Here is a 25,614-nt window from a genome sequence, read left to right as displayed (position 1 = left end):
GACCCCGCGAGGCCGTGCCCTGCGCTACCGTGTCGGGCATGTTCGAGTTGACCGAGAGCGCGCTGGTCGCGGCATCCGTCGATGAGATCTGGAGCGATCTCACGGATGCTTCGCGCCTGGCGATGTGGGTGTGGCGCCCCGACTTCGCGACCGAGGCCATGGTCGAAGCGGCCGAGCTCGGACGCTGGGAGATCCGCTCGGAGGTGGCCGGGCTCGCTGTGCTCGGGCGCATTCTCACCATCGACCCGCCCGCCCGGCTGCGGCTCGAGTGGCGGTGGGAGGGCGAGGACCACGCCACCGACGCCGAGCTCACGCTCGAAAGGGCAGCGGATGCCTCGACCCGCGTGACCGTGAGGCACACCGGGTTCCTCTCGGCCGACGAGCGGGAGAGTCACGTCGAGGGCTGGTCGAACTGCCTGCAGCGCCTGGTCGATCGTCATGGCGGAGTCGGCGCCTTCGGGTAGCGCGCGACCGAGCGCGTGGCGGCGGGCGCTGTTCGCGCTCGTCTGGGCCGCCGCCCTGGCCGCCACGCTGGTGCTGCTGTGGTGGGGGATGTACCGGCTGCGGCCGTTCGTGATCGCCTCGCCCGAGTGCGGGGTCGTCGACGGCCGGCTGGTCATCGCAGGAGCGGTCGGCGAGGGCTTGCTCGCGGGCCTCGGCTGGATGGTGATGGGCTCGGCGGCGTGGTCGGTCATGGTCGCCGCGCCGGCGTACGGCTCGGTGCTCCTGCTGCTGGTGTTCCCGTGTTCGCTGCTGCCGCAGCTCGGCCTGCCGATCCTGACGCTGTGCGCCCTCGTCGCCGTCGTCGCCGTGATCTGGAGATACCTGGCCGGCGAGAGCGGTCCGCTGAGCGCACCGCGCGCGGTCGGCGGCCCTCGGTAGCCTCGTCGCATGATCATCGAGTTCGAGGGCGAGATCTTCCGGTGGGATGCCCGAGACGATGCCTCCTGGTTCTTCACCGCTGTGCCGCCCGAGCTGAGCGAGGAGATCCGCGAGATCCCGCGCCCCTATCGCGGCTTCGGTTCGGTGCGCGTGCGTGCCCGCGTCGGCGGCTCGGAGTGGTCGACGTCGATCTTCCCGTCGTCGCAGAGCGGCTCGTACGTGCTGCCGCTGAAGAAGGCTGTGCGGGATGCCGAGGGGCTGGTCGACGGGGGAGCGGTGGTCGTTCGGATCGAGGTGCTGGACGGGTAGCTCGACCCTGCGGTCGATTGACCAGCGAGGCGAGACGAAGCGCCCGTGACGCCCGCTATTACGCGTCCCGGCAAAAACCTGAGCAAGTCAATGGCGGATGCCGGATCCTGAGGCGTTCCTGAGGAAGACCAGGGGCAGAGTCCGTTGACAGTCGATGAGAGACATCTCATGCTCAAGGGTGGGAGGGGATTCACGCATCCTGTGCGTGCGTTCCAGACCCGGCTCTGATGAAGTGCTGGGACGCGAAACTGGGGATTCTTCTACGAAACTGGGGTTTTCGAATCGACCACGCTGATTGATCGCGTGGTTTCACCGTGCTCTGTCATGCACGGGATCTGCCGTGCTCACGCGCGGTTCATCGGGGCTGTCTTCAACCAACCATCACAGGGGAGACAGCGCACATGCGTGCATCAATCATCAACTACCGGGACGCGCTCAAGAAGCAGCGCGAAGAGCGGGGCGAAGACGGCGGATTCTCGCTGATCGAGCTCATCATCGTCGTCGTGATCCTCGGCATTCTCGCCGCGATCGCGATCCCGATCTTCCTTAACATCCAGGCGGATGCGAAGAACAACGCTGCCCTTTCGGTCGCGGCGAACGGCGCGACTCAGGCGGCCGCTCAGATCGCGCAGGGTCAGACCGTCAGCTTCACGAACCTCGAGAACGGCAAGGTGTCGGATGTCGACTGGGGTGTGTCTGCAGCGACCACGATCGAGGCCATCTGCGTAAAGGCGACCGTCGACGGTGTGACGAAGTACGCCGGTCCCAAGGCGAATGCAACCAACTCGGGTTGCGTGTAGTCAATACCGCCGCAGTTCAGGCCGGGGTCCGTTCATCGGGCTCCGGTCTGGACCACCCGAGAGAGGGAGATACGGATGCAGAAGGATGAACGCGGATTCAGTGTCGTAGAGATCCTGATCGCGATGTTCCTCCTCGCCTTGGTGGCGGTCGCACTCTTGCCGGCTTTGTGGCAGGGCCTCCGTTACTCGTCGCAGCAGTCTGCCGTCGCCACCGCTACTCGCGAACTCAATGCTCTCGTCGAGGAGGCGCGGGACACTCCGACGTGTCCGAATCTCTCGGCTGTCGCGGTATCGAAGACCGTGACCGACGGCGCGGGTCGCACGATCAGCACCTCCGGCACAGTCGGTTCGTGTCCCGTGACGACGAAGACCGTGAAGCTCGCGCTGACTGCCGTTGATTCATCCGGCACGACGCTGGCTACAACGACCGCGATCATCTACGTGCCATGAACCACGACAGCCATCGTGACGCGGGCGTTTCGCTCATCGAACTCATCGTCTACGTGCTGCTCGCCAGCATCGTCGTGCTCACGACCGCGATGATCCTCATCAACTCGTGGAACACCCAGAAGGACGTGACCAGCGTGAGCGAAGCGACGAACCGCGGTCAGTCGATGGGATCGACCATCGAACGCGCGATGCGCAACGCGCTCGACTTCGAGGTGTCGCCCGATCAGCAGGAGCTGCGGGTGCGGACGTCTCTCACCGGCTCTCAGCAGTGTCAGGCCTTCTACCTCGCGACCGGGACTTCTCGGCTCGCCCAGTCCTCGGGTCTGCTGCCATCCACCACCACGTCGTGGACGGTGTGGAACACGGGCGTCAAGAAGAACGGCGCCACGCCGTTCTTCGTCGCGACGGGCCAGCACCTCGTCTACACGTTCGACATCGAGACCGACTCCGCACCGGTGCGGTTCTCAGGAGAGGTGTCGACCCGCTCGACGCCGACGGGGGTGAGTTCACCATGCTGGTGATCGACAAGATCTTGCGCCGCGCTCGCGGCAAGGGCGACGAAGGCGCCGTGCTCATCACCGTCGTCATCGTGATGCTCGTCGGCTTCATCGTGGCGTCGGTGGTGGCGGCATCCGTGCTCTTCACCATCCAGGCGAACGCGCAGAACCGCAGCGAGACGCAGGCGTTCGTGGCGGCCGAGTCGGGGCGAGACGTGGCCGTCGCCTCGATCGCCGCCGGCTGCTCGGCGATCACGTTCACGGGGACGGACCCGATCTACTTGAGCGCCGTCTACTCGACCGCCGGCAATCAGCCCGCCTCGGCGACCGCCCCCGGGGTTGCAGCCGGCTGTCCCACCTCGACGACGCGGTACGTCGTGATCCGCTCCACCGGCACCGGGGCGGACGGATCCACCGCGACCATCGATGCCGTGTACCCATGGCAGGTGGCCTACTCGCAGCAGCCGGGCGGCGTCGTCACCTACTTCTCCGGAGGGTTCACGGCCGGAGTCTCGCACTACACCGGCGACCTGGTGCTGCGCGACGGCAACTGGTCGTGCAACGTCGACGGCATTCTCGACGGCGACCTCTACGTGCTGCAGGGGGACACCAACTTCGCGAACAACTGCCAGGTCAACGGCGATATCTGGTCGAACGGCAATGTGACGAGCAATAGCCAGGCCATCAAGGTGCGCGGTGACATCACGACGAACGGGTACGTCGACATCTCGTCCAACGGCGGTGCCCTGATCGACGGGTTCGTCACCGCCAAGGGCAACCTGACGCTCAGCGATCAGGGCAGCACGCAGGCATCCGTCACCGGCAACCTGACGAGCAGGAACTCGATCTCGGTCGGTTCGAAATGGACCGCGCCCGGCACACGCACTCCGAACAGCCCGACCGACCCGGTGTTCGAACCGACGCTCGAATGGCTCAGGGCCGCGACCAAGTGGATCGACCTCGACAACACCGGGTGGGGCACCGTCTACTCGGCAACGAACGTCTGCAACCTCATCAGGAACAACCCCAACCCGACCATCAAGCAGCTCGTCGAGACTCCCGGCAGTCGGCTCGTGCTCGACTTCACGGGATGCGGCAACGGTGCCGTCGACATCACCCTGGGCAATGTCACGCCGGTTCGCGATGTCGTGATGATCGCCAAGCCGAGCGTGCGGCTGCTGGTGGACGTGAACGGCACGGTCGGTGATGACGGCAACAACCGCCAGATCCTCTTCATCCACTCCGACGCCACGCGCAACTACACGGGGGGCGAGCCCGTGCCGAACTGCGGCAACGGCAACCAGAACGACAAGTTCGACGTGTCGGGCGCCGTCGACGCGAACGTGCGGATCATGATGTACACCCCGTGCGGGATCACCGGCACCGCGACGTCGAGCTTCTCCGGGCAGTACTACACGAACGACTCGACCCATATGCACGCGAGCGCGACGTACACCTGCAAGTCGATGTCGTGGAGCCCGGCCTTCGACCAGCTCGGATGCAAGATCAAGGGCGCGGGCGGCGTCGCCGAGGGCTCGCTCGTGCAGCGCCTCGGCGGCCTCGTGTACCAGACGGAGCTCTGATCATGAGTCCTCTCGATCTGCTGCTCGTCGTCGTCGCGGGAGTCTTCGGTCTCGCGATCGGATCGTTCCTGAGCGTCGTCGTCGGAGGAATCGTCGGGCTCGCCCTCATCGCCGCGCGACGCGCCGGACGCAAGACCGCCATTCCGTTCGGTCCCTTCATGCTCACCGGCGCCTGGACGGGCGTCTTCGCCGGCGAGGCCCTCGGCCACGCCCACATCAGCCTCTATTCGGGCAACTAGAAAGGAAGATCGTTCATGGGGAAAACGATCGTCGGACTCGAACTGACGGAGGAGAGCGTCCGCGCCGCTGAGATCACCGTGTCTCGAAATCCGCAGGTGATCGCCTGCGGTGAGGTGCCGCTGCCGCCCGACGCCGCGAAGGACTCGGAGGTGCTCGACTCGGGCACCGTTGCCGTCGCGCTGCGTCAACTCTGGACAGGAGCCCGCTTCAAGAGCCGGGACGTCGTGCTCGGCGTCGCCAGCAGGCGCATCCTGGTGCGCGAGTACACCACACAGGCGATGCGGCCCGATCTCCTCCGCGAAGCGCTGCCCTACCAGGTGCAGGACCTGCTGCCCGTGCCCGCGAGCCAGGCCGTGCTCGACTTCTTCCCGCTCGGCCAGGACGGAGACCGGGTGAGCGGCCTTCTGGTGGCCGCCGTGTCGGAGACGGTCGAGCAGATCATCGCCACCCTGGGCAAGGTCAAGCTCCGCGCCCGAGGGGTGGATCTGACCGCGTTCGGCCTCGCCCGGGCGACGGCCCGGCTCTCCGATCCCGGCCAGACCGTGGCGACCGTGTTCATCGGCGACCACACCACGCAGGTCGTCGTCTCGCGCGGCGGAGTCCCGCAGTTCGTGCGCATCCTCCCGCTCGACGTGCCCACGATGGCATCGCTGCGGCAGTCGCCCGTGACGATGGATGCCGTCGCCGTGCTCGAGTCGTCGCTCGAGCTCGTGCCGCCCACCACGCGGGCCCGCAGCGGCCTTCGGGCTGCGGCATCCCACCATCCGATCGTCTCCGACCTGGCGGCGCGGGTGCGCAGCACCCTCGCCTTCTTCGCGGGGCGGCCCGGGGCGGCGCCGATCGAGCAGGTGTTCGTCACCGGCGCTGGAGTCTCTGTACCCGGGGTGATGGAGACCCTCACCACGGTCATCGACGCGCCGCTGCGGAGCGTCTCGGTCGAGGAGATCGTCGGGGTGCGTGCCGTGCAGACGACGGGCGATCTCGCGCTCAATCTGGTGTCGACCGTCGGCATCGCTCTCGGGGAGGTGCGCTGATGACCGCTCTCAATCCGCCGGTCGGCGGAGTGCCGCGCATCAACCTCATGCCGCGATCGGAGGTCGCCCGCCGCGAGCGCGACACAGTCCTGCGCGGCTGGATGTGGGGCGTGCTCGCCGCGATCGTCGTCGCCCTGCTCGTCATCGCCGGAGCCTTCGCACTCAAGTGGGCGGCCGATCAGCGGCTCGCCGCCGAGCAGGCGGAGACGAACGCGCTCCTCGGCGAACTCGCCGCTCTCGCGGACGTCAGCCAGGCGCTCGCCACCGAGCAGGAGCTCACGGGCTTCCGCGCGGAGGCCATGGGGGCGGACTTCGCATGGGCCCCCGTCGTCGCATCGATCGCCGCCAGCCTGCCCAGCGGCGCTGCCCTGACCGGTTTCGACCTCGTCAGCGGCGGAGTGCCGCAGGGCGACGACCCCTCGGCCGAGCCCGGTCTCACCGGCACGGTCTCGGTCGGCAGCGCCAACCCGATCGACATCGTCGCCGCTGTGCGCGATCTCCGGCAGGTGCCAGGCGTGCTCTACGCCGACGGGCAGTCCGTCACGTCGAGCAGTGTCACCGAGGGCGCCTACACCTACCTGCTCACGGTCACGTTCGACCAAAGCATCTACTCCGGCCGGTACGCCGCCGAGGGAGAGGAAGACTGATGCCCAAGCAGCTCGTCACCATCATCGGCCTGGTCGTCTCGCTGGGCGTGGTCGCCGTGGGCGTCGCGCTCGTCGCGCTGCCCATGTGGATGCAGTCGCTCGCCGTCGACGGCGAGACAGCCACTGTCGCCGACACCAACGCTCTCTACCAGGCGCAGGTCGACACGCTCGAGACCGAGGCCGATCGTCAGGGCGAGATCGACGCGTCGGTTGCGGCCCTGCGCACCGAGATCCCGGCAGCCAACCAGCTCGACGACGTGTTCGAGGTCGTCGGGCGCGCCGCAGATACCGCGGGCGTCACGATCACGAGTGCGACCGCGGGCGAGTCTGCGGCGTTCGTCGCGCGCACCGCCGCGAGCGCGCCCGGCGAGGAGCCGGTCGCCGTACCGGCACCCGCTCCGGAGGACGGCACGGACGGCGCCGCGGCCGAAGGCGAGGCGACCGAGGCGGCCGAGGGCGTGGCGACCGACGCGGGAACCGTCATCGACGAAGGCGCCGATGCGCCCCTCACAGGTCGGCAGCAGGTCGACTTCACGATCGCGGTGACCGCGAACGACATGGCGCAGGTGACGCGGTTCCTCGACGCTCTGCGAGCCGGGCCGCGACTGCTCGCGGGGATCACCGCGACGACCACTCTCACGGGCACCGCCGTCGAGGTGCAGGTCAGCGCGTTGACGTTCGTCGACTCGGAGGGTTGAACGATGACCGACATCACCATGGACGCGCTGCTCGCCCGGGCCGCCCGTCACCGGGCCTCGGACGTGCACATCACGGCAGGTCGACCCCCGCTCATGCGCGTGGACGGCGATCTGGTGCCCGTGGGCGGGTTCCCCGAACCTCTGAGCGAAGCGTGGGTCGACGCCGCGGCGCTCGGCTTCATGTCGGCGATGCAGCGCGAGGAGTTCGCGGAGCGCCAGGAGGTCGATCTCGCGCTCGCGAGCCCCGGACTCGGGCGATTCCGCGTGAACGTCTTCCGTCAGCTCGGATCGATCGCGATCGCGCTCCGCTTCATCCCCGATCGCGTGTACTCGCTCGAAGAGCTCGGGGCGCCGCCGATCGCGCGCGACCTCGCCCTCAGGCCCCGCGGACTCGTGCTGCTCACCGGTCCGACGGGATCGGGCAAGTCGACGACGCTGACGGCGATGATCGACATCGTCAATCAGCTCATTCCGGCGCACATCATCACGATCGAGGACCCGATCGAGTTCCACCACGAGAGCAAGCGGGCGCTCATCCACCAGCGCGAGGTCGGCAGCGACACCTCGTCGTTCGCGGAGGCGCTGCGGCGCGTCCTCCGGCAAGACCCCGATGTGATCCTCATCGGCGAGCTCCGAGATCCGGAGTCGATCCGCACAGCCCTCTCCGCCGCCGAGACCGGCCACCTCGTCCTGTCGACACTGCACACCCAGGGCGCGGCCAAGGCCGTCAACCGCATCGTCGACGTGTTCCCGTCGGATCAGCAGGCACAGATCCGCACGCAGCTCGGCGACACGCTGCAGGGGATCATCAGTCAGACTCTCATGCCGCTGTCGCAGACCGACGGCCGCACCATCGCGACCGAGGTGCTGATCAACACGCCGGCGGTCGCCAACATGATCCGCGAGGGGCAGGTGGCGCAGCTGTACTCCGCCATGCAGGCCGGTTCGTCGGTCGGCATGCACACGCTCGATCAGGACCTTCGCCGTCTCGTCGAGGACGGGACGATCGCGGTCAACGTCGCGAAGTCGTTCGCCGTCGACCCGAAGACGCTCGACGGAGTCCACGTGCGCCCGCGTGACCTCGACGTCGAGGGCTGGGCGCTCCACGCGGGGGAGTGGCATCAGCCGGATCCTCACTCGATCGCGACGAGCAAGACCGTCGGCACCAGCATCGGCATGGGATCGCGCTTCGGCACGCCCGACCAGGATCTGAGGAACTGACATGGCTGTCGTACAGGAGTTCGTCTACCGGGCGGTCGATCCGCGCGGGGGCGGGGTCGTCAAGGGCACGATCGAGGCGCCGACGGAGACCGCCGTCACCGGCAAGCTCAAGGCGCAGGGGCTCACTCCCCTCGAAGTGACCCTCAAGTCGAAGACCGGCCTCAACCGGGACCTGCGGATGCCGGGCATCACCAAGCAGGTGCCGGCGAAGTCGCTCGCGATCTTCGCGCGGCAGATGGCGGGACTGCTCAACGCCGGCCTGCCGCTCATGCGCACGCTCGCCGTGCTCATCGATCAGACCGAGGACAAGAAGCTCCAGCCCGCGCTGGTCGCGGTGCAGGCCGATGTCGAAGGCGGCTCGTCGTTCTCGGGCGCGCTGTCGCGGCATCCCGATGTCTTTCCTCCGCTGATGCTGAGCATCGTCAAGGTGGGTGAGGCGGGCGGCTTCCTCGGCCAGGCCCTCACCTCGATCGCGGAGAACTACAAGCGCGAAGCCGAGCTGCAGAACAGGATCCGCGCGGCCATCACGTACCCGATCATCGTGCTCGTGATCGCGGTCGTCGGTGTGCTGGCGATGGTCACGTTCGTCGTCCCGGTCTTCGAGCAGATGTTCGCGGGCCTCGGCAACGAGCTGCCGCTGCCGACTCAGATCCTGGTCAACATCTCGCGCAACATGTGGTGGATTCTGCCGCTGATCGCGATCGTGGCGATCGTGATCTGGGCGTGGTGGTCGCGCAACAAGAACACCGAGCAGATGCGCCGGATCGTCGACCCGCTCAAGCTCAAGCTGCCCGTCTTCGGCAAGATCGCCACGAAGATCGCCGTCGCCCGCTTCACGCGGAACCTGTCGATGATGCTCGACGCGGGTGTGCCGATCATCCAAGCTCTCGCGATCGTGGGGCAGGCGTCGAACAACTGGAAGATCGAACAGGCGGTCCGCGAGATCCAGGAGTCGATCCGGCAGGGCAAGTCGTTCGCAGGGCCGCTCGCGAAGGCCGCGGTCTTTCCGCCGATGGTGTCGCAGATGGTCTCGGTGGGCGAGGAGTCGGGCACGCTGTCGGAGATGCTCGCCAGCATCGCCGATTTCTACGAGGACGAGGTCGAGACCGCCACGTCGCAGCTGTCGGCGACGATCGAGCCGCTCCTCATCGTCGTGCTCGGCGTCGTGATCGGTGCGATGGTGATCTCGCTCTACCTGCCCATCTTCACTCTCTACGGCGATCTCAGCGCGCAGTAGCCACCGACTCGACGCCCCTATCCCCTCCCATTCGGGCAGGGACGTCGAACGCCGTCCCCGGGCGAGGCTGGACCAGCCCCCGGGGGCGGTGCTACGTGTGCGGGAGTCAGGGAGTCAGACTGTGACGCGAAGGACTTCCTCGATCGTCGTGAGGCCCTGCGCGACCTTCGACCAGCCGTCCTGACGGAGCGGCACCATGCCCTGCCGGATCGCCACCTGGCGGATCTCCGAACCCGTCGCGCGCGTCACGACGAGCGATTCGATGTCGTCGCTGAGCGTCATCACCTCGTGGAGGGCGACGCGACCTCGGTACCCGGTGTTGCTGCACGCGGGGCATCCTGCCGCCCGGTACAGCATCGGCACGTCCTGCGGATCGTGCGGGAATCCCAGCGAGGTGAGCACCTCGGTCGGTTCGACGAGAGGCTCGCGGCACTTCATGCACAGTCGACGCGACAGGCGCTGCGCGATCACGCACGACAGCGCGGTCGCGACGAGGAACGGCTCGCAGCCGATCTCGGTCAGTCGCGTCAGCGCCGACGGCGCGTCGTTCGTGTGAAGCGTCGAGAGCACGAGGTGGCCGGTGAGGGCGGCCTCGATCGAGATGTTCGCCGTCTCGAAGTCGCGGATCTCGCCGACGAGGACCACGTCGGGGTCGCTGCGCAGGATCGAGCGCAGCGCCGACGAGAACGTCAGGCCGGCGCGGTTGTTCACCTGCACCTGGTTGATGCCCGCGATGCGGTACTCCACCGGGTCTTCGACGGTGATGACGTTGATCTTCGGGTTCGCGATCGCCCGCAGCGCCGTGTAGAGGCTCGTCGACTTGCCCGAACCGGTCGGGCCGGTGGCGAGGATCATGCCGTGCGGCTTCATGATCGACTCGCGGAACCGCTTGTCGTTCGTGCTCGAGAAGAGCAGGTCTCGCATGGTCATCGTCTGACCGGTGTTGTCGAGGATTCTCATGACGATCTTCTCGCCCCACACGGTGGGCAGCGTCGCCACGCGGAGGTCGACCGAACGACCCTCGTGGGTGACGGAGAGGCGGCCGTCCTGCGGCTTGCGCTTCTCGGCGATGTCGATCGCCGACATGATCTTGAGGCGCGAGATGATGCCGTCCTGGATGGCGCGGTCGGCCTTCTGCATCTCGTGCAGCACGCCGTCGATGCGGAAACGCACCGTCAGCTGCTTCTCTCCGGGCTCGACATGGATGTCGCTCGCACGGTCGTTGATCGCCTGCGCGATGAGCAGGTTCACGAAGCGCACGATCGGGGCGTCGTTGTCCTGCTCCTCGAGAGACTCGGTGAACGCCGACTGGCTCGTCTCGGTCGACTCCTCGATGGTCATCGAGAGCTCGCTGAGCTCTTCGTCGGATCGCAGGAACCGCTCGAACATCTGCGTGAGCGCATCCTTCGCCACCACGACGGGCTCGACGAACAGATCGGTGATGCTCGCGACGTCGTCGAGCGCGACGATGTCGGTGGGGTCGAGGATGCCGACAGTCAGGCGGTTGGTCGACCGATCGATGGGGATGAGACTGTACTTGCGGCACAGCGCACCGGGAACCAGGGCGACGACGCTCGGATCGAGCGGCATGTTCGACAGGTCCACGAACCGGTGTCCGGTATGCAGCGCGATCGCCTCTGCAACCTGGGCCTCGGTCACGAGCTTCGAGCTCACGAGCAGCTGCTGAAGTTCCGGACCCTCGCCTGCTTCGGCCATTGCCGCCGACATGTCGGCGGCTCGGACAGCCCCAGTGAGCACGAGCGTCTGTGCGAGTCCTCTCATGAAACACCCCTATCCCCGACGCCATCCTATGGCGCGATTCGGGCGGCGGGTCTACCTCAGCAAACCCTCAGGAAACTGCTTGCCCAATCCTGCGGAAAATCCTGTTTGATTTTCTATGAGAAGTCTCTAATGTTGCTGGCGGGGAGCGGAGTCATGCAGATGCATGAATCCGACATGAACCTCTGAGTCGACTGGCCGACTGGGCGAAAACGGCGTCTGATCAGGGATATTTTATCCACGGATCAAGAAAGTGATCGCACATGCGCACGTTCATTCGCAGCTACATCCAGTCCGAGAAGGCCCGTCGCGAGGAGAACGGCGACGCCGGCTTCTCACTCATCGAGCTCATCGTCGTCGTCGTGGTGCTCGGCATCCTTGCGGCCATCGCCATCCCGATCTTCCTGAACATCCAGGCCGAGGCGCAGGAGAACGCGCTCAGCACCGCGGCCGCGAACGGGGCGACTCAGGCCGCCTCCGCGATCGCGCAGGACGACCTGGCCACCTTCGATTTCGACAACCTGAGCACTGACGGAATCACCGTCGCGTGGAACTCGGCGGATCGCACGCTCGACAATTTCTGCGTGAAGGCCGACAAGACCGGCCAGACGACCCAGTACTCCGGCCCGGGCTGCCCCGCCAGCGCGACCCCCGCTCCGTAATCCTCACAGACTCGCCGGGGCCGGTTGCCTGGCCGGCCCCGGCGTACCTCCGCGTGGAGGGGGGATCACATGAGTGACTCCAAGGGCTTCAGCATCGTCGAGGTCATCGTCGCGATGTTCCTGCTCATGGTGCTCGCCCTCGCGGTGCTGCCGCTCATCATCGGAGCGACCAACACGAGCGTCGTCAACCGCGACCTCGTGGCGGCGACCACCTTCGCCAACGCGCAGGTGGCACCGATCAAGGCGGCGTTCCCGAACGACCCGGGCACGCCGACCAGCTGCGCGACCCTGCAGGGGAGGGCGGCGGTGGACGTGCAGGACACCGCCGGCACGGGGTTGCAAGCCGACACCGCGATCGGGGCGTGCCCGTCGGTGTACCCCGGAGCCGTCCTCGTGACGGTGGTCGTCGAGGATCGCGCCGCTCCCGGCGAAGCCGTCACCCGCCTCGCGACGCGCGTCTCGGTCTCGGCACCGTGATCCGCGACGACGACGGGGTCACCCTCGTCGAACTCATCATCTATCTCGCCGTCTCGGCGCTCTTCCTAGGATTGCTGGCCCTCATGTTCGCAGACGGACTCCGCGCCCAGGCGCAGACCACAGATCGCGATGCCGCGACCGGTCAGTCCGTTGTGGTCGGCAACTCCATCCAGACGTCGTTGCGCAATGCCACGGCCTTCACGATCACTTCGGCCAATCGTGCGCTGATCGCGAAGGTCTCGACCCCGGGGGGCGGTCGGGAGTGCCGGGCATGGGTCGTGACGACCGGTGGCGATGTGCGGTACCGGGTCGCGGCATCCGTCATCTCCACCTCCGACACGAGCACGTGGACCGTGCTCGTCGACGGCGACGCGGCGAGCGGCGACGGTGCACGACCGTCGCTGTCTCGTCGCGACGGGAACAATCCCGATGGGACGCCCAAGTTCGTCCCGATCGACGCCGACGGCGACGGGCGCACCGACGCGTTCTCGCGCAGCGGGCAGGCGCTGACGATCGGCCTCGACATCGTCCGTGGCGACGCGACCGTCGCGCTCTCCAATGGCGTGACCGCACAGGCCGTCATCGAAGGAACGGACACCCTCACGTGCTGGTGACACGCGGAGCGCGGCTCGCAGACCCGGGCGACCGCGGATCGACGCTCGTCTCGGCGCTCGTCGTCATGCTCGTGCTGAGCATCGGCGGACTCGCCCTCGCCGCGATCGTGACGAACACGACGGCGACCCTCTCCGACAGCCGCAGCACCGCGCAGTCGCGCGCCTCGGCCGACGCCGGCCTCGCCGAGGCCGTGAGCGCGCTGCGCCGCGGCTCCCTCGCCTGCCCAGGTGCCCTGCACGACGTACGGGTCGACGGGACGGATGCCAAGTCCCCGACCTTCAGCTACAGCGTGACGTGCGGCGCCGGCGTGGCCACGATCACGGCCACGGGCAAGGCCGGAACGGGCATGACGACGACCCAGGCCGTCTACCGCTACACCGAGACGCCGTCGATCGCGGGCGACATGGTGTTCTTCGGGACCGGGAGCGTGGACTTCACTTACGAAGTGAGACCCATGGCGACGGGGCGGCTGCTCGACATCGTCGTCCCTCAGGCGACCTTCGACTGTCACACGATGCTTCCGGGAAACATCACGGTCGGGGGCAACATCGAGGCGAGCGGCGGCTGCACGATCAAAGGCAATGTCCGCGCGGGCGGCATCGTCGACATCTGCTGCGCGAGCGACACGATCGAAGGAGACCTGTCAACCTCGGGGACCGGCGCCGGGAAGGTGGAGGGGACGATCCTCGGAAACATCCATGCAAACGGGGCTCTCAACTTCGGGTGGGGCGGCAAGCGCGTCGGCAAGTCGGTCACCACCAGCGGCAACGTGTCACTGGGAAACGTGCGCATCGACGGAACCCTGACACTGCCCTCGACCCGCACGTTCAACCAGGACCAGGGAGCCGTCACCGGCGGTGTCGTGCGTCCTTCGACGGTGGCCGGCCCTACACCGCCGACGCTGCCGCCGTGGTTCGAGTACAAGTACAAGGCAGCGGACTGGCCGGGCTACGCCGTCGTGACACTCGTCAATTCCGGCAGCGGTCCCGGGTCGTGCGGGTATTTCAATGAGTCACCGGGAACAGGATGGACCTCGCTCGCCGGTTACAGCGCCCCCACCATCATCGACGCACGCGCTTGCACGAATCTCCGATCTGGGAACGGCTCGACTCCCGTCGTCTCGATCAAGACGAATCTTGTGATTCTCGCCAAGAACCCGGACCTGACGACCCTCACGATGAAAGCCGCGGCCGGTCTGCCTTCGAAGCCCAAAGTTTGGTTCGTCACCGAGGACATCACCCCCACCGACAACAAGCCCTCGTGCGGCAGCGGTTACGGGCCGACGATCATCAACGGGACCGTGACCGCTACCAGCATCGCGGCGATGATCTACACCCCCTGCAAGATCACTGTGTCGGGCAACGCCGGAGGCATCCGCGACGCCTGGAGCGGCTCGTTCTACGGTGGAGGCTGGAGCCACGGCAGCGGCCTGGACTTCACCGCCGATCCGATCGCCCTCCCCGGAATGTCGTCGGGCAGCGGAGCGGGCGGTGGGACAGGCTTGCTCGGTGCGCTCGTCTCGCAGCGCGACATCGCGCCCCAGGAGATCCCGTGACCCTCGCCCCCGCCGCCCTCGCGCTCGTGCTCGTCTTCGCCGGACTGCTCGGCCTCGTCATCGGGTCGTTCCTCAACGTCGTGATCTATCGCGTGCCGGCCGGCATCCCTCTCACCCGTGAGAGCCGCTGCCCGTCATGCGGTGCGCCCGTGCGTCCGTGGCAGAACGTTCCCGTGGTCTCGTGGCTCGCCCTGCGCGGCCGCTGCGCGTCGTGCGGTGCTCCGATCTCGGTGCGCTACCCGCTCGTGGAGCTCGCGACAGCGCTGGCGTTCGCCGGTGTCGCGTGGCTGTTCCTCGGCGAAGGCGCGTGGAACGCGGCATCCGTCGTCGTCACGGTCGCGTACCTCTACTTCGCGGCCATCAGCATCGCGCTCGCGCTCATCGACCTCGACACGCGCCGCCTGCCGAACAGCATCGTGCTGCCGGGCTACGGCGTGGTCGCCGTGCTCTTCACCGCGGCGTGCCTTCTCGGCGCGGACTGGTCGGCGCTGCTGCGCGCGGGGATCGGCGCCGTGGCGCTCTACCTCTTCTACTTCCTGCTTCGCGTCATCCGCCCGGCGGGCATGGGCGGCGGCGACGTGAAGCTCGCAGGAGTGGTGGGTGCGTATCTCGCCTGGCTCGGCTGGGGCTCCTTCGCGGTCGGTGCCTTCGCCGCGTTCCTGGTCGGCGGCGTCTTCGGCATCGCGCTGATGCTCCTTCGTCGCGCCGGGCGCAAGTCGGCCATCCCGTTCGGGCCGTTCATGCTTGCCGGCGCATGGGTCGGGATCGTCTGGGGCGAGTCCATCGCCCAGTGGTACGTAGGGCTGTTCGCGATCGCGTGACGCGGTCGCGCGATAAGGAGAGGAGACGGACGATGGCCAAGACGATCATCGGGCTGGAGATCACAGAGGAGGGCGTACGCGCCGCCGAGGTGACGACCGGCCGCACGCCGACTCTCGTCGCCTTCGGGGCGGTTCCTCTTCCGGACGGCGCCGCGAAGGACTCTGAGGTGCTCGATCCCGACGCCGTCACGCTGGCGCTGCACCGGCTCTGGAGCGGCGCGCGGTTCTCGAGCAGGCGAGTGGTGCTCGGCATCGGCAGCCGCCGCATCCTGGTTCGCGAGTACACGACGCAGGCTCTCCGCCCCGACCTCCTGCGGCAGGCGCTCCCGTTCCAGGTGCAGGACCTCCTGCCGGTGCCCGCCGACCAGGCGGTGCTCGACTTCTACGCCTCGTCGCAGACCGGCGGAGAGATCACGGGGCTTCTGGTGGCCGCGGTCGCGGAGACCGTGGAGCTGCTCGTCTCGACGATCGGGAAGGCGAAGCTGACGGTCGATGCGGTCGACCTCGCGCCCTTCGGGCTCGCGCGGGCCGTGAGCCGCCTCGCCGCACCGGGTGAGTCCGTGGCGGCGCTGCACCTCGGCGACCACACCAGCTACGTCGTGATCGTGCGCGACGGTGTGCCCCGCTTCGTCCGCATCCTCCCGCTCGAGATCCTCACCGACGCCGTGCGCGAGCGCCAGCTCGCCGCCGCGCCCCCTGTGGAGGAGGAGGCGGACCTCGTCGTCGAAGAGCTCGTCGGTGCTGCGGCCTCGGGATCCTCCTCGTCACGGCGCCGCCGCGGAGCCGTGGCCCGGAGCGAACGAGCCGCCGGCATGACCGAGGCGGCGCTCGCCGACCTTGTGGGGCGCATGCGCAGCACACTGTCGTTCTACGCGGGGCGCGCGAACGACGTGCCGGTATCGCGCGTGATCCTCACCGGCGCCGGAGCCGCCGCGGCCGAGGTGGGCGATTCGCTCGCGGCCAGTCTGCCGCTCCCCGTGGCATACATCAGCGCGAGCGACGTCGTCTCGGCGAAGATCGCGCCCCAGGGGACCGTCGGTCTCGACCTGCTCACGACCGTCGGCCTCGCGCTGGGGGAGAGGCGCTGATGGCGATCGCGAAGACGTCCGCGATCCTCATCGCGGGAACGCCGTTCGTCAACCTGATCCCGCCGTCCGAGACCGCGCGCCGTGACGGCGTGAAGCTTCTCCGCCGATGGATCGCGGCGCTCGTCGCCGTGATCGCCGTCGTGGCGATCGCAACGGCTGGTGCGTTCTGGCTGCAGCTCACCGCCGCCCAGCGCCTTCTGGCCGAGAACCTCCGAACGCAGGAGCTCCTCTCGCAGATGGCCGAGCTCTCGGACGTCCAGGCGCAGCTCGATCTGCAGTCGGAGCTCACCACGTTCCGCAGCGAGGCGATGGCGACCGACCTCCGCTTCGACGGTCTCGTCGACGCGATCGGCGCCACGCTCCCGGGCGGAGCGGAGATCGCGGGCTTCAGCCTCGCGCCGGCCGGCGCGCCGCAAGGGGAGGACCCCGCCGCGGAGATCGGTGCGGCGGGCACGGTGACGATCGCCAGTGCAGGTCCGCAGGAGGTCGTGCCCATCGTGCGGGCGGTCCGCGGGCTTGCCGGAGTCATGGAGGCGGACGGCTGGGTGGTTCAGTCGGCCGAGGGCGGCTACACCTACGAGCTGCGCGTCGTGTTCGACCAATCCGTCTACACCGGCGCCTACAAGGAGGCGGAGTGAACATCCCCCGTCAGATGATCAATCTGGTCGGCGTCGTCGTCGTGGTGGCGCTGCTCGTCGCCGGTGTGACGATGATCGCCCTGCCGATGTGGAGCTCGGCGCGCTCCATCGACGGCGACACGGCCACGGTCGCCCAGACCAACGAGGTGTACGAGGTTCGCGTCGCCACGCTCACCGGCGCCCAGGACGAGATCGAGGCGCTGACCGGAGAGGTGTCCGGACTCCGGCGGCAGATCGCGGCATCCCCCCAGCTCGACGACGTCATGCAGATCGTGGTCGACGCCGCACGGGCGACGGGAGCGGAGATCCAGAGTGTCTCAGCCGCCGACCCCGAGCCCTGGACACCACGCGCCGGCCTCGCCGGCGACGACGCGGAGGCCGCCCCCGCCGACGAACCCGCCGCCGCCGAAGGCGAGGCCGCCGACGACGCGAGCGGTCAGGCGCCCGCCACCGACGACGGCGCAGCCGCGGCCGAGCCTGCGCCGGAGACCGAGCCCACCGCCTCGCCGCAGCTGCAGATCCCCGTCACCATCACCGTGACCGTCGCCGACGCCGATGCGGCGGGTGCGTTCATCGACGCCCTCGGCCGCGGACCTCGCCTGCTCGCAACCATCGACGCGGCCTTCGAGGGCGACACCCTCTCGGTCACCACCCTCGCCCTCGTCCGCACGGAGGACTGACATGACCGCATCCGAAGACCTGACCTCGATGCTCGCGACCGCGGCGCGCTCGCGAGCGTCCGACGTGCACCTGACGGCGCGACTCCCCGCTCTCATGCGGGTGGACGGTGATCTCACCCCGATCCCCGGCTGGGCTGAGGCCACGTCGCCGGCGTGGCTCGACGAGGCCGTCGGCAGCCTCATGTCGCGCGACCAGCTGGAAGAGTTCCGCACCCACGGCGAGGTCGACCTCTCCCACACGGTGCCGAACGTCGCCCGCTTCCGCGTCAACGTCTTCCGGCAGCTGGGCGATGTCGCCGTGGCGATGCGCTTCATCCCCGACCAGATCCGCCCGCTGGACGAGCTGGGGGTTCCCGCCGCAGCGCGCGAGCTCGTCCTGCGGCCGCGGGGGCTGGTCCTCGTGACCGGTCCGACCGGTTCCGGCAAGTCCACGACGCTCAGCTCGATGATCGACGTCGTCAATCGCACCCTCCCGGCGCACATCGTCACCGTCGAGGATCCGGTCGAGTTCCAGCACACCAGCCGGCGGTCGCTCATCCACCAGCGCGAGATCGGCAGCGACACGGCCTCGTTCTCCGAGGCGCTGCGCCGGGTCCTGCGGCAGGACCCCGACGTCATCCTGATCGGAGAGCTCCGCGATCCGGCATCCATCTCCACCGCCCTTTCCGCGGCCGAGACGGGTCACCTGGTGCTCTCCACGCTCCACACCCAGAGTGCGGCGAAGTCGATCAACCGCATCGTCGACGCGTTCGCACCCGATCAGCAGGCGCAGGTGCGCACGCAGCTCGGCGACACGCTGCAGGGGATCATCAGCCAGACGCTTCTGCCGCGAGCGCAGGAGGACGGTCGTGTGATCGCGACCGAGGTCCTCGTGAACACGCCCGCCATCGCCAACCTCATCCGTGAGGGACAGGTCAGTCAGATCTACTCGATGCTGCAGGCGGGAGGGAGCCTGGGCATGCACACGCTCGACCAGGACCTGAAGAGACTCGTCGAGGACGGGTCGATCTCGCTGGCGCTCGCGAAGAGCTATGCGACCGACCCCGCGTCGCTCGACGGCGTACGCGTGCGGCCACGTGACCTCGACGCCGATGCGTGGTCGGCGCACGCCGACGCCCAGCCGGTCGGATGGGGGCACTGATGGCGCTCGTCGAGGAGTACACGTACCGCGCGATCGACGCGACCGGCGGCGGCATCGTCAAGGGAACACTCGAGGCCTCGGGCGCGACGGGTGTGACGGCGAAGCTGCGCGCACAGGGACTCACACCGCTCGAGGTGAAGCTCACCTCGAAGACGGGCCTCAATCGGGACGTCTCGATTCCCGGCTTCGAGAGGCGCGTCAAGGTCGGCACGCTGGCGGTCTTCTCGAAGCAGATGGCGGGCCTCATCAACGCGGGGCTCCCGCTCATGCGCACGCTGTCGATCCTGGTCGAGCAGGCGGAGGACAAGCGGCTGCAGAGCGCGCTCCTCAGCGTGCGCGCCGCCGTGGAGTCCGGATCGTCGTTCTCGCTCGCACTCGCCGCGCACCCCGACGTCTTCCCGCCGCTCATGGTCAGCATGATCCGCGTCGGCGAGTCCGGCGGCTTCCTCGGCGAATCCCTGTCGACCATCGCCGAGACCTATCAGGGCGAGGCCGAGCTGCAGGGCAAGATCAAGTCGGCGACGACCTATCCGATCATCGTCTTCGTGATCGCCATACTCGGCGTGGTGGCGATGGTGACGTTCGTCGTGCCGATCTTCGAGGGCATGTTCACCAACCTCGGGTCGGCGCTGCCCCTCCCGACCCAGATCCTCGTGACACTGTCGAACAACATGCTGTGGATCCTCCCCATCGCGATCGCGGTGGGCGCGGCCGGGTGGCTCTGGTGGGTGCGCAATCGCCGGGAGGAGAAGGTGCGCCGCGTGGTGGATCCGTGGCGGCTCAAGCTTCCGGTGGTCGGGCCGCTGACCACGAAGATCGCCGTGGCGCGGTTCGCCCGCAGCCTCTCGATGATGCTGGACGCGGGAGTGCCTCTCGTGCAGGCGCTGTCGATCGTGGGTGCCGCCTCCAACAACTGGAAGATCGAGCAGGCGGTTCGCGAGATCCAGGAGTCGGTCACGCAGGGGAAGTCGTTCTCCGGTCCGCTCTCCAAGGCAGAGGTCTTCCCGCCGATGGTCGCGCAGATGATCGCCGTCGGCGAGGAGTCGGGAACTCTGGCAGACATGCTCAAGAGCATCGCCGAGTTCTACGAGAACGAGGTCGAGGCGGCGACGTCGCAGCTCACCGCATCGATCGAGCCGATCCTCATCGTCGGAATCGGCATCATCATCGGCGGCATGGTCATCTCGCTCTACATGCCGATCTTCTCGATCTACGGCGAGCTCGGACAGGCCGGCTGACGCACAGTGGACTGTTCCCCTCTCGATGTCAACGCCCGGCGACGAGAGGCGGCGACTGGATAGCCTGGCGGGATGGCTGACCTTATCGCGAAGGCAACGGGGTGGGCGCTGTCCCTGAAGCCGGTCCGCGTGTGGTTCCACTATCTGGAGCGGCGCGGATTCATGCTCGCCGACAGCATCACCTACCGAGCCCTCTTCTCGGTGTTCGCGGCGGTCCTTCTCGGCTTCTCTTTCGCCTCCCTGTGGCTGGCGGACAACCCTGCGGCGTGGCAGGCGCTGGTCGATACCGTGGATGCCGCCATCCCGGGGCTGATCGGCACCGGCGACGACGCCGTGATCGAGGTCGACCAGATCACGGCGCCTCCCGGCCTCACGCTGACCGGCATCGTCTCGCTCGTCGCCCTCGTCGGAGCGGCGATCGGCGCCATCGGCTCGCTCCGCGCCGGCCTGCGGACCCTCGCCGACGAGATCCACGACGACGTCTTCTGGATCTGGGTGATCCTGCGCAACCTGCTGCTCGCGGCGCTCATCGGCGGCGGGTTCATCCTCTCGGCCGCGGTCACCTTCTATGGGACGACCTTCATCGACTGGGTCGGGGACTGGCTCGGGGTCGAGGGGTTCGTCGCCGACCTCGCCACCCGCAGCCTCGCCCTGATCGCCGTGTTCGTGCTCGACGCGCTGGTGATCGCCCTCGGATTCGTGGTGCTCAGCGGGGTGAAGGCCCGACCCCGCACCCTCATCGTCGGCTCGCTCATCGGCGGGATCGGACTCACCGTGCTGCAGCAGCTGTCGGGGCTGTTCGTCCGCGGTGCCGGCGCCAACCCCCTGCTCGCCTCGTTCGCGGCGCTCATCGCGCTGCTGCTGTGGTTCAACCTCTCGGCGCAGGTGATCCTGATCGCGTCGACCTGGATCATCGTCGGTGTGGCCGAAGACAAGGACCGCGTGCGCGAGCGGTTCGGCGCCCCGACCTTCGAGGCCCGACGCGTGAAGCGTGCAGAAGACGCCGTGCGCGTCGCGTCGGAGGAGCTCCAACTCGCGAACGAGGCCGCCGAGAAGGCGCGGCGTGGCGGGAAGCCCGAGGAGGCCTGACCCATGGCGCCGCTCGTTCAGACCTACACGGCGGAGCAGGTGCGCGCCGCCGAGCATCCGCTCCTCGACGCCGGCGAGCCGCTCATGCGACGTGCGGCATCCGCCCTCGCCGCCGTCGTGCGCGAACGGGTCCAGGATGCCTCGTCGCCTCGCATCCTCGTCCTCGCCGGCAGCGGCGACAACGGCGGAGACGCGCTCTACGCCGCAGCCGAGCTCACCGCCGTCGCCACGGTCGACGTCCTCGCCGTCGGCACCCGCGTGCACGAGCTCGCGCTCGGCGCCGCGCGTCGGGCCGGAGCCCGCGTCGTCGATCTGGCGACGGCGGTGGCCGAAGCATCTGACTACACGGTCGTCCTCGACGGGATCCTCGGCATCGGCACTTCGCCCGAGTCGTCGCTGCGCGGCCCCGCACGCGAGGTGGTGTCGTGGCTGCTCCCGCTGCTGCGTGACGGGATGCCCCGCACCATCGCCGTCGACCTGCCGAGCGGCCTCCACCCCGACACGGGCGCTGCCGACGACGTCGTGCTCCCTGCCGCCGTCACCGTGACGTTCGGCGCCGTCAAGGCGGGGCTGGTCACCGGGCGCGGGCCAGAACTCGCCGGCGACGTCGTGCTCGTCGACCTCGGCCTCGGCCCGGGCCTCGCCGGCGAAGAGGCGGCGGGCGAGGCATCCGTCGCCCGCGTCATCGTCGCGCAGGCGATTCCGCGGCCGCGGCAGCCGGGGGAGCAGCCGCCTCCGCCCAGAGCGGGCGACTGAACCGGGCGGCGGGGGAGCCCCTACCGCGAGTAGCGCTCGACGAAGGTGCGCAGCATCCGGCTGGGGTGAGACACCGACGCGCGACGCACGGCCGCCAGAGTGAGCTCGAGCTCGTCTGCGGCGAAGTAGCCGTAGCCGGCGTAGGCGTGGATGCGCGTGGTGATGCCGCCGACGTCGAGCTCGGGATGGAACTGCGTCGCGTACACGTTCTCGCCGACCCGGAACATCTGCACCGGACAGTCGGGCGACGACGCCAGGAGCGTCGCCGAGGCGGGGAGGGCGCTGATGGCCTCCTTGTGCCCGACGAACGCACCGAACTCGCCCGGCAGCCCGTCGAGGAGGGGATCGGATGCCCCGGCCTCGGTCAGCGTGACCGGCACCACGCTGATCGGCTCGGTGTAGGTGCGGTCGATGACCGCGCCCTGGTGCACGCCCAGCGTGCCGATGCCGTAGCAGGCTCCGAGGAACGGGAAGTCGCGGGCGACGACGTCGTCGAGGAGGGTCTGGAACTCCGCCTCGACCCGGTGCTGCACGGCCGACTTCCTCTCGGCCGGGTCGGACGCGTTGAACGGACCGCCACCCACGAAGATGCCCGACAGCTCGTCGAGATCGAACCGGGGCATCGGCCCCGCCTCGAGCCGGACGCGGACAAGATCCCGTTCGCCGAGCCCGGTGTACCGCAGGAACAGCGCGTACTCTTCGTCGGCGGGCACGTCTTCGGCCCGCGTGGCGAGGAGGACGAACGGCTTCACCCCCCAAGCCTACGGCGAGCGGATGCCGCGACCTCGCGCCGCGGCATCCGCTCACCGCTCTGCGAGGGGATCAGCCCCGGTAGTCCTTCGTCCAGGTGCTCTTCGCGCCCGACTCGATCGCGACGTACGGCTTCGGCACGGCGGTGACCGTCACCTCGGCCCCGCGGCCGACGCGCTGGATGCCCGCCTTCGCCTTCTCGCCGTCGAGGTAGTAGTCGAACCGCCTGTCGTTCGGCACGATCACGATGTCGAACTTCACGCCCGGCAGGTCGACGAAGGCGGGCTTCTTCGGCTCCGCCGCAGTCGTCTGCAGCGGCACATTCGCGAAGTCCATGTCGCTCGCGAGGTAGTACCCCGTGTACGACGGCTGGTTGTACGTCGTGTTCTGGCGCGCGGCCTCGGCTCGGTACTGCACGTCGTGCATGAGCGTCGTGAGCTTGTGCCCCGTCACTTCGGTGCTGGTGAAGATGCGCAGCGCCGACGAGTCCGCCGTCCGCACGAGCAGCTCCTCGCGCCAGTCGCCCAGCACATCGGCCACCAGCGACGGGTTGCCCTTGGTGCCGTTGTTCGTGCGGGTGCCGGTCGCCGTGACCAGGGTGCCTCGAGTCCAGTCGTCGATCGTCGGGGTGACCTCGAGCGCACCGTTGACGATCTGCGTGGTGAGGTCGGCGCTCCAGCGGATCGACTGGTTCGTCCCCGGGCTCGTCGGGGCGACCGACGCGCCGGTCGCGCTGAGCACGCCCGAGCCCTCCGTGCCGTTGGGCATGCTGGCCCACACCTCGATGCCCGCGACGTCGCTGCGGACGTCGCCGATCATGCTGCGACCCGTGTCACGGCCGGAGTACGAGCCGAACAGCACGTCGCCGGTCGCGGCATCCCTCATCGCCGACCCGTAGGGGGCGTACGTCGCACCCTCGTGCGCGGTCCAGATCTCGAGCCCGGGGCGGCTCGGGTCGATGTCGGTCACGTGCATCGCGTCGCCGTGGCCGAGGCGCACCTCTTCGCCTGGCGCCGCGCTGCCCTCGGGAAGCGTGTCGAACGAGCTGTACAGCAGACCGCCGTCATCGTCGAGCGTCGCCGAGCCGTAGACGATCTCGTGCCTGCCGTCGCCGTCGACGTCGGCCGCACTGAGCGAGTGGAATCCCTGCGTCGTGAGGGTGCCGTACTCGGGGTCGGAGCCGTCGCGGCCGTGCGGGCCGTCGTTGAAGGGATTGGCCATGGGCACGTGGCCGCTGTCGACGAACCAGCGCTGGGCGAGGTGCTCGCCGTCCCAGTCGTACGCCGCCACGGTCGAGCGCGTGTAGTAGCCGCGGGCGAAGATCGCCGACGGGTGCGTGCCGTCGAGGTACGCGACGCCCGCGAGGAAGCGGTCGACGCGGTTCCCCGGCTCGATGCGCGCCATGGCGTAGTCGCCCCACAGCAGGCCGTCGTCGCCGCGACCGGGCTCGTAGGCGACGGTCTCGAGCTCCTCGCCGGTGGCCGAGTCGAACACCGTGAGGTACTCGGGACCGTCGACGATGAACCCCTCGAACGTCGTGAGGTCGTTGCGGGCGCTGCGCGCCGGGGCGTACGTCGAGATGAAGTAGTCCGTCAGCTCGGTCGCGGCGGCCTCCGACAGGGGGTACTCGTGCGTCACCGGGATGCCCCACGCCTCCTCGAGCGTGGCGGGCCAGGTGCCCGCCACGACCTCGGGATGCTCCGACCACCCCTGGAACATCTCGACGAGGTGGGCGCGATACCCGGCCGCGCTGAGGCGGTAGTCGTCGGTGTGGGCGTAGCCGGCGTCGAGGTCGGCCTGCGGCATGGTGACGAAGCGCTCGGCCGTGGGGGAGCCGTCGGGTCCGTAGGTGATCGACTTCGTGCCGGGCGCGGTCTTCAGCATCGTCTCGGACCGGCCGTCGCCGTCGAAGTCGTAGACCATGAACTGCGTGTAGTGCGCGCCGGCCCGGATGTTCTTCCCGAGGTCGATGCGGTTGAGGAGCGTGCCGTCGAGCTCGTACGTGTCGAGGTAGACGGTGCCGGTGTAGCCCTTCTGCGACACGTCCTTCGAGTTCGAGGGGTCCCACTTCACGACGAATTCGTACGCGCCGTCGCCGTCGACGTCGGCCACCGCGGCGTCGTTCGCCGAGTAGGTGAACGCCTCGCCGACCGGCGTGACGCCGTCGGCGGGCCTCTGCAGCGGCAGGTCGTAGTATCCGCTCGTCCACGCCGACACCTCGGCAGACGCATCGCCGACGACGTCGTGCCACGCCGGCGCGACGGAGTAGACGGATGCCGCGGTCCCGTCGGGATCGGCGAAGTTCGTGCTGTCCTCGACCGTCGCGATGCGCTCGCCGTCGCGGAAGACCGCGAACGCGGGGCCGCTCAGGCCTGTGTCGGTGGCGGGTCCGGCCTCGGGCGCGAGCAGGCGCCAGCTGAGGAAGACCCCATCGGCCGTCGACACCGCGACGAGCCCGCGGTCCAGCGCTTCGAGCTGTGGACGCTCGTCGCCGCCGGTGCCGTGCGCCGTGGCGGGCTGCACCATGCCGAGGATCAGGGCGCCGGCGAGGCCGCCGGCTGCCAGTGTGCGTGCGGATGTGCTCCGAAGATTCATCGTCGAATCGCTCTCCCGGTTGACTGGAAGCGCGGAATACGCTTTCCGCCGTCGACGCTAGTTCGCGCTCACACGGCGGTCAACGGGGAGGCCCGGTTTGTTGGAACGTTTTAATGTTCGGGCTGTCGGCCT

28 protein-coding genes are annotated in these 25,614 nt (G+C 68.6%); 25 read left to right on the top strand and 3 right to left on the bottom strand.

The features are described 5' to 3' along the window. The first annotated feature begins 38 nt into the window (after positions 1-38). From EER34_RS13400 to EER34_RS13345, 13 genes are all read left to right on the top strand, one after another. Positions 39-464, top strand: a complete 426-nt coding sequence (locus tag EER34_RS13400) for an SRPBCC family protein (RefSeq protein ID WP_127475550.1) — start codon at positions 39-41, stop codon at positions 462-464. Next, positions 439-882, top strand: a complete 444-nt coding sequence (locus EER34_RS17540) for a hypothetical protein (RefSeq protein ID WP_164743557.1) — start codon at positions 439-441, stop codon at positions 880-882. Before EER34_RS13400 ends, EER34_RS17540 begins: the two co-directional genes overlap by 26 nt. Positions 883-891: 9 nt before the next feature. Then, entirely contained in the window at positions 892-1,191 is a 300-nt protein-coding gene (locus EER34_RS13395) for a DUF1905 domain-containing protein (protein ID WP_127475548.1), read from the top strand. Positions 1,192-1,592: 401 nt separating this feature from the next. After that, the gene (locus tag EER34_RS17860; protein ID WP_127475546.1) at positions 1,593-1,991 is read left to right on the top strand and encodes a type IV pilin protein; all 399 of its coding nucleotides are present in this window, start codon (positions 1,593-1,595) and stop codon (positions 1,989-1,991) included. Positions 1,992-2,066: 75 nt separating this feature from the next. Next, positions 2,067-2,441 carry a prepilin-type N-terminal cleavage/methylation domain-containing protein gene (locus EER34_RS13385; RefSeq protein WP_127475545.1) on the top strand — a complete coding sequence of 125 codons (375 nt, stop codon included), beginning with the start codon at positions 2,067-2,069 and terminating at the stop codon, positions 2,439-2,441. Then, entirely contained in the window at positions 2,438-2,962 is a 525-nt protein-coding gene (locus EER34_RS13380; RefSeq protein WP_127475543.1) for a type IV pilus modification PilV family protein, read from the top strand. The genes EER34_RS13385 and EER34_RS13380 overlap by 4 nt, the downstream gene beginning before the upstream one ends. Next, the gene (locus EER34_RS13375) at positions 2,953-4,521 is read left to right on the top strand and encodes a hypothetical protein (RefSeq protein ID WP_127475542.1); all 1,569 of its coding nucleotides are present in this window, start codon (positions 2,953-2,955) and stop codon (positions 4,519-4,521) included. The genes EER34_RS13380 and EER34_RS13375 overlap by 10 nt, the downstream gene beginning before the upstream one ends. 2 nt (positions 4,522-4,523) lie before the next feature. After that, positions 4,524-4,760, top strand: coding sequence for an A24 family peptidase (locus tag EER34_RS17655; protein ID WP_205791593.1), 237 nt, complete (start codon positions 4,524-4,526; stop codon positions 4,758-4,760). 15 nt (positions 4,761-4,775) lie between these two features. After that, a complete protein-coding gene (gene pilM / locus EER34_RS13365; RefSeq protein ID WP_127475540.1) occupies positions 4,776-5,795 on the top strand; it encodes a type IV pilus biogenesis protein PilM in 1,020 nt (339 codons plus the stop codon). Further along, positions 5,795-6,442 (top strand): hypothetical protein, encoded by a 648-nt coding sequence (locus EER34_RS13360; protein ID WP_127475539.1) that lies wholly within the window; start codon positions 5,795-5,797, stop codon positions 6,440-6,442. The genes pilM (EER34_RS13365) and EER34_RS13360 overlap by 1 nt, the downstream gene beginning before the upstream one ends. Continuing rightward, a complete protein-coding gene (locus EER34_RS13355) occupies positions 6,442-7,140 on the top strand; it encodes a hypothetical protein (RefSeq protein ID WP_127475537.1) in 699 nt (232 codons plus the stop codon). Before EER34_RS13360 ends, EER34_RS13355 begins: the two co-directional genes overlap by 1 nt. 3 nt (positions 7,141-7,143) lie before the next feature. Continuing rightward, positions 7,144-8,361: a type IV pilus twitching motility protein PilT gene (locus tag EER34_RS13350; RefSeq protein ID WP_127475535.1), complete on the top strand. Its 1,218-nt coding sequence runs from the start codon at positions 7,144-7,146 to the stop codon at positions 8,359-8,361. A gap of 1 nt (position 8,362) precedes the next feature. Continuing rightward, positions 8,363-9,598 carry a type II secretion system F family protein gene (locus tag EER34_RS13345; RefSeq protein WP_127475534.1) on the top strand — a complete coding sequence of 412 codons (1,236 nt, stop codon included), beginning with the start codon at positions 8,363-8,365 and terminating at the stop codon, positions 9,596-9,598. 114 nt (positions 9,599-9,712) lie between these two features. On the opposite strand, the gene EER34_RS13340 is transcribed toward EER34_RS13345, so the two are convergent. Continuing rightward, on the bottom strand, positions 9,713-11,380 hold the full coding sequence (locus EER34_RS13340; protein ID WP_127475532.1) for a GspE/PulE family protein: 1,668 nt from the start codon (positions 11,378-11,380) through the stop codon (positions 9,713-9,715). 260 nt (positions 11,381-11,640) lie between these two features. On the opposite strand from EER34_RS13340, the gene EER34_RS17855 reads away from it, so the two are divergent. From EER34_RS17855 to EER34_RS13285, 12 genes are all read left to right on the top strand, one after another. Further along, a complete protein-coding gene (locus EER34_RS17855) occupies positions 11,641-12,039 on the top strand; it encodes a prepilin-type N-terminal cleavage/methylation domain-containing protein (RefSeq protein ID WP_127475531.1) in 399 nt (132 codons plus the stop codon). 69 nt (positions 12,040-12,108) lie between these two features. Then, complete coding sequence (locus EER34_RS13330) at positions 12,109-12,516, top strand: prepilin-type N-terminal cleavage/methylation domain-containing protein (protein WP_127475529.1); 408 nt, start codon at positions 12,109-12,111, stop codon at positions 12,514-12,516. Then, positions 12,513-13,130, top strand: a complete 618-nt coding sequence (locus EER34_RS13325) for a hypothetical protein (protein WP_127475528.1) — start codon at positions 12,513-12,515, stop codon at positions 13,128-13,130. The genes EER34_RS13330 and EER34_RS13325 overlap by 4 nt, the downstream gene beginning before the upstream one ends. Then, positions 13,121-14,686 carry a polymer-forming cytoskeletal protein gene (locus EER34_RS17775; protein ID WP_240642331.1) on the top strand — a complete coding sequence of 522 codons (1,566 nt, stop codon included), beginning with the start codon at positions 13,121-13,123 and terminating at the stop codon, positions 14,684-14,686. Before EER34_RS13325 ends, EER34_RS17775 begins: the two co-directional genes overlap by 10 nt. Beyond that, positions 14,683-15,507: a prepilin peptidase gene (locus tag EER34_RS17770; protein ID WP_240642330.1), complete on the top strand. Its 825-nt coding sequence runs from the start codon at positions 14,683-14,685 to the stop codon at positions 15,505-15,507. Before EER34_RS17775 ends, EER34_RS17770 begins: the two co-directional genes overlap by 4 nt. Positions 15,508-15,539: 32 nt before the next feature. After that, positions 15,540-16,595: a pilus assembly protein PilM gene (gene pilM, locus EER34_RS13315; protein WP_164743556.1), complete on the top strand. Its 1,056-nt coding sequence runs from the start codon at positions 15,540-15,542 to the stop codon at positions 16,593-16,595. After that, entirely contained in the window at positions 16,595-17,233 is a 639-nt protein-coding gene (locus tag EER34_RS13310) for a hypothetical protein (protein WP_127475523.1), read from the top strand. The genes pilM (EER34_RS13315) and EER34_RS13310 overlap by 1 nt, the downstream gene beginning before the upstream one ends. Continuing rightward, the gene (locus tag EER34_RS17535; protein WP_164743555.1) at positions 17,230-17,913 is read left to right on the top strand and encodes a hypothetical protein; all 684 of its coding nucleotides are present in this window, start codon (positions 17,230-17,232) and stop codon (positions 17,911-17,913) included. The genes EER34_RS13310 and EER34_RS17535 overlap by 4 nt, the downstream gene beginning before the upstream one ends. 1 nt (position 17,914) lies before the next feature. Then, entirely contained in the window at positions 17,915-19,054 is a 1,140-nt protein-coding gene (locus EER34_RS13300; RefSeq protein WP_127475521.1) for a type IV pilus twitching motility protein PilT, read from the top strand. Then, entirely contained in the window at positions 19,054-20,292 is a 1,239-nt protein-coding gene (locus EER34_RS13295; RefSeq protein WP_127475519.1) for a type II secretion system F family protein, read from the top strand. Before EER34_RS13300 ends, EER34_RS13295 begins: the two co-directional genes overlap by 1 nt. A 72-nt stretch (positions 20,293-20,364) precedes the next feature. Then, positions 20,365-21,381 carry a YihY/virulence factor BrkB family protein gene (locus EER34_RS13290; RefSeq protein ID WP_127475518.1) on the top strand — a complete coding sequence of 339 codons (1,017 nt, stop codon included), beginning with the start codon at positions 20,365-20,367 and terminating at the stop codon, positions 21,379-21,381. A 3-nt stretch (positions 21,382-21,384) separates the two neighbouring features. Continuing rightward, entirely contained in the window at positions 21,385-22,137 is a 753-nt protein-coding gene (locus EER34_RS13285) for an NAD(P)H-hydrate epimerase (RefSeq protein WP_127475516.1), read from the top strand. 20 nt (positions 22,138-22,157) lie between these two features. On the opposite strand, the gene EER34_RS13280 is transcribed toward EER34_RS13285, so the two are convergent. Next, the gene (locus EER34_RS13280; RefSeq protein ID WP_127475514.1) at positions 22,158-22,889 is read right to left on the bottom strand and encodes a glutamine amidotransferase; all 732 of its coding nucleotides are present in this window, start codon (positions 22,887-22,889) and stop codon (positions 22,158-22,160) included. Between the two features lie 70 nt (positions 22,890-22,959). Next, positions 22,960-25,482, bottom strand: coding sequence for a rhamnogalacturonan lyase (locus EER34_RS13275; protein WP_127475513.1), 2,523 nt, complete (start codon positions 25,480-25,482; stop codon positions 22,960-22,962). Positions 25,483-25,614: the final 132 nt, after the last annotated feature.

Source organism: Microbacterium sulfonylureivorans (assembly GCF_003999995.1).
GTDB classification, from domain to species: domain Bacteria; phylum Actinomycetota; class Actinomycetes; order Actinomycetales; family Microbacteriaceae; genus Microbacterium; species Microbacterium sulfonylureivorans.
Note: the sequence above shows the minus strand (reverse complement) of the source record. Positions and strands in the feature narration are given on the sequence as shown.

What these genes read in the sequence shown, in the direction of transcription:
- EER34_RS13275 (WP_127475513.1), bottom strand. Translation starts at nt 25,482, where the DNA reads ATGAATCTTCGGAGCACATCCGCACGCACACTGGCAGCCGGCGGCCTC.
- EER34_RS13345 (WP_127475534.1), top strand. Translation starts at nt 8,363, where the DNA reads ATGGCTGTCGTACAGGAGTTCGTCTACCGGGCGGTCGATCCGCGCGGG.
- EER34_RS13385 (WP_127475545.1), top strand. Translation starts at nt 2,067, where the DNA reads ATGCAGAAGGATGAACGCGGATTCAGTGTCGTAGAGATCCTGATCGCG.
- pilM (WP_127475540.1), top strand. Translation starts at nt 4,776, where the DNA reads ATGGGGAAAACGATCGTCGGACTCGAACTGACGGAGGAGAGCGTCCGC.
- EER34_RS17540 (WP_164743557.1), top strand. Translation starts at nt 439, where the DNA reads ATGGCGGAGTCGGCGCCTTCGGGTAGCGCGCGACCGAGCGCGTGGCGG.
- EER34_RS13380 (WP_127475543.1), top strand. Translation starts at nt 2,438, where the DNA reads ATGAACCACGACAGCCATCGTGACGCGGGCGTTTCGCTCATCGAACTC.
- EER34_RS13310 (WP_127475523.1), top strand. Translation starts at nt 16,595, where the DNA reads ATGGCGATCGCGAAGACGTCCGCGATCCTCATCGCGGGAACGCCGTTC.
- EER34_RS17860 (WP_127475546.1), top strand. Translation starts at nt 1,593, where the DNA reads ATGCGTGCATCAATCATCAACTACCGGGACGCGCTCAAGAAGCAGCGC.
- EER34_RS13400 (WP_127475550.1), top strand. Translation starts at nt 39, where the DNA reads ATGTTCGAGTTGACCGAGAGCGCGCTGGTCGCGGCATCCGTCGATGAG.
- EER34_RS13395 (WP_127475548.1), top strand. Translation starts at nt 892, where the DNA reads ATGATCATCGAGTTCGAGGGCGAGATCTTCCGGTGGGATGCCCGAGAC.
- EER34_RS13285 (WP_127475516.1), top strand. Translation starts at nt 21,385, where the DNA reads ATGGCGCCGCTCGTTCAGACCTACACGGCGGAGCAGGTGCGCGCCGCC.
- EER34_RS13355 (WP_127475537.1), top strand. Translation starts at nt 6,442, where the DNA reads ATGCCCAAGCAGCTCGTCACCATCATCGGCCTGGTCGTCTCGCTGGGC.
- EER34_RS13360 (WP_127475539.1), top strand. Translation starts at nt 5,795, where the DNA reads ATGACCGCTCTCAATCCGCCGGTCGGCGGAGTGCCGCGCATCAACCTC.
- EER34_RS13350 (WP_127475535.1), top strand. Translation starts at nt 7,144, where the DNA reads ATGACCGACATCACCATGGACGCGCTGCTCGCCCGGGCCGCCCGTCAC.
- EER34_RS13340 (WP_127475532.1), bottom strand. Translation starts at nt 11,380, where the DNA reads ATGAGAGGACTCGCACAGACGCTCGTGCTCACTGGGGCTGTCCGAGCC.
- EER34_RS13290 (WP_127475518.1), top strand. Translation starts at nt 20,365, where the DNA reads ATGGCTGACCTTATCGCGAAGGCAACGGGGTGGGCGCTGTCCCTGAAG.
- EER34_RS13330 (WP_127475529.1), top strand. Translation starts at nt 12,109, where the DNA reads ATGAGTGACTCCAAGGGCTTCAGCATCGTCGAGGTCATCGTCGCGATG.
- EER34_RS13375 (WP_127475542.1), top strand. Translation starts at nt 2,953, where the DNA reads ATGCTGGTGATCGACAAGATCTTGCGCCGCGCTCGCGGCAAGGGCGAC.
- pilM (WP_164743556.1), top strand. Translation starts at nt 15,540, where the DNA reads ATGGCCAAGACGATCATCGGGCTGGAGATCACAGAGGAGGGCGTACGC.
- EER34_RS13295 (WP_127475519.1), top strand. Translation starts at nt 19,054, where the DNA reads ATGGCGCTCGTCGAGGAGTACACGTACCGCGCGATCGACGCGACCGGC.
- EER34_RS17655 (WP_205791593.1), top strand. Translation starts at nt 4,524, where the DNA reads ATGAGTCCTCTCGATCTGCTGCTCGTCGTCGTCGCGGGAGTCTTCGGT.
- EER34_RS13300 (WP_127475521.1), top strand. Translation starts at nt 17,915, where the DNA reads ATGACCGCATCCGAAGACCTGACCTCGATGCTCGCGACCGCGGCGCGC.
- EER34_RS17855 (WP_127475531.1), top strand. Translation starts at nt 11,641, where the DNA reads ATGCGCACGTTCATTCGCAGCTACATCCAGTCCGAGAAGGCCCGTCGC.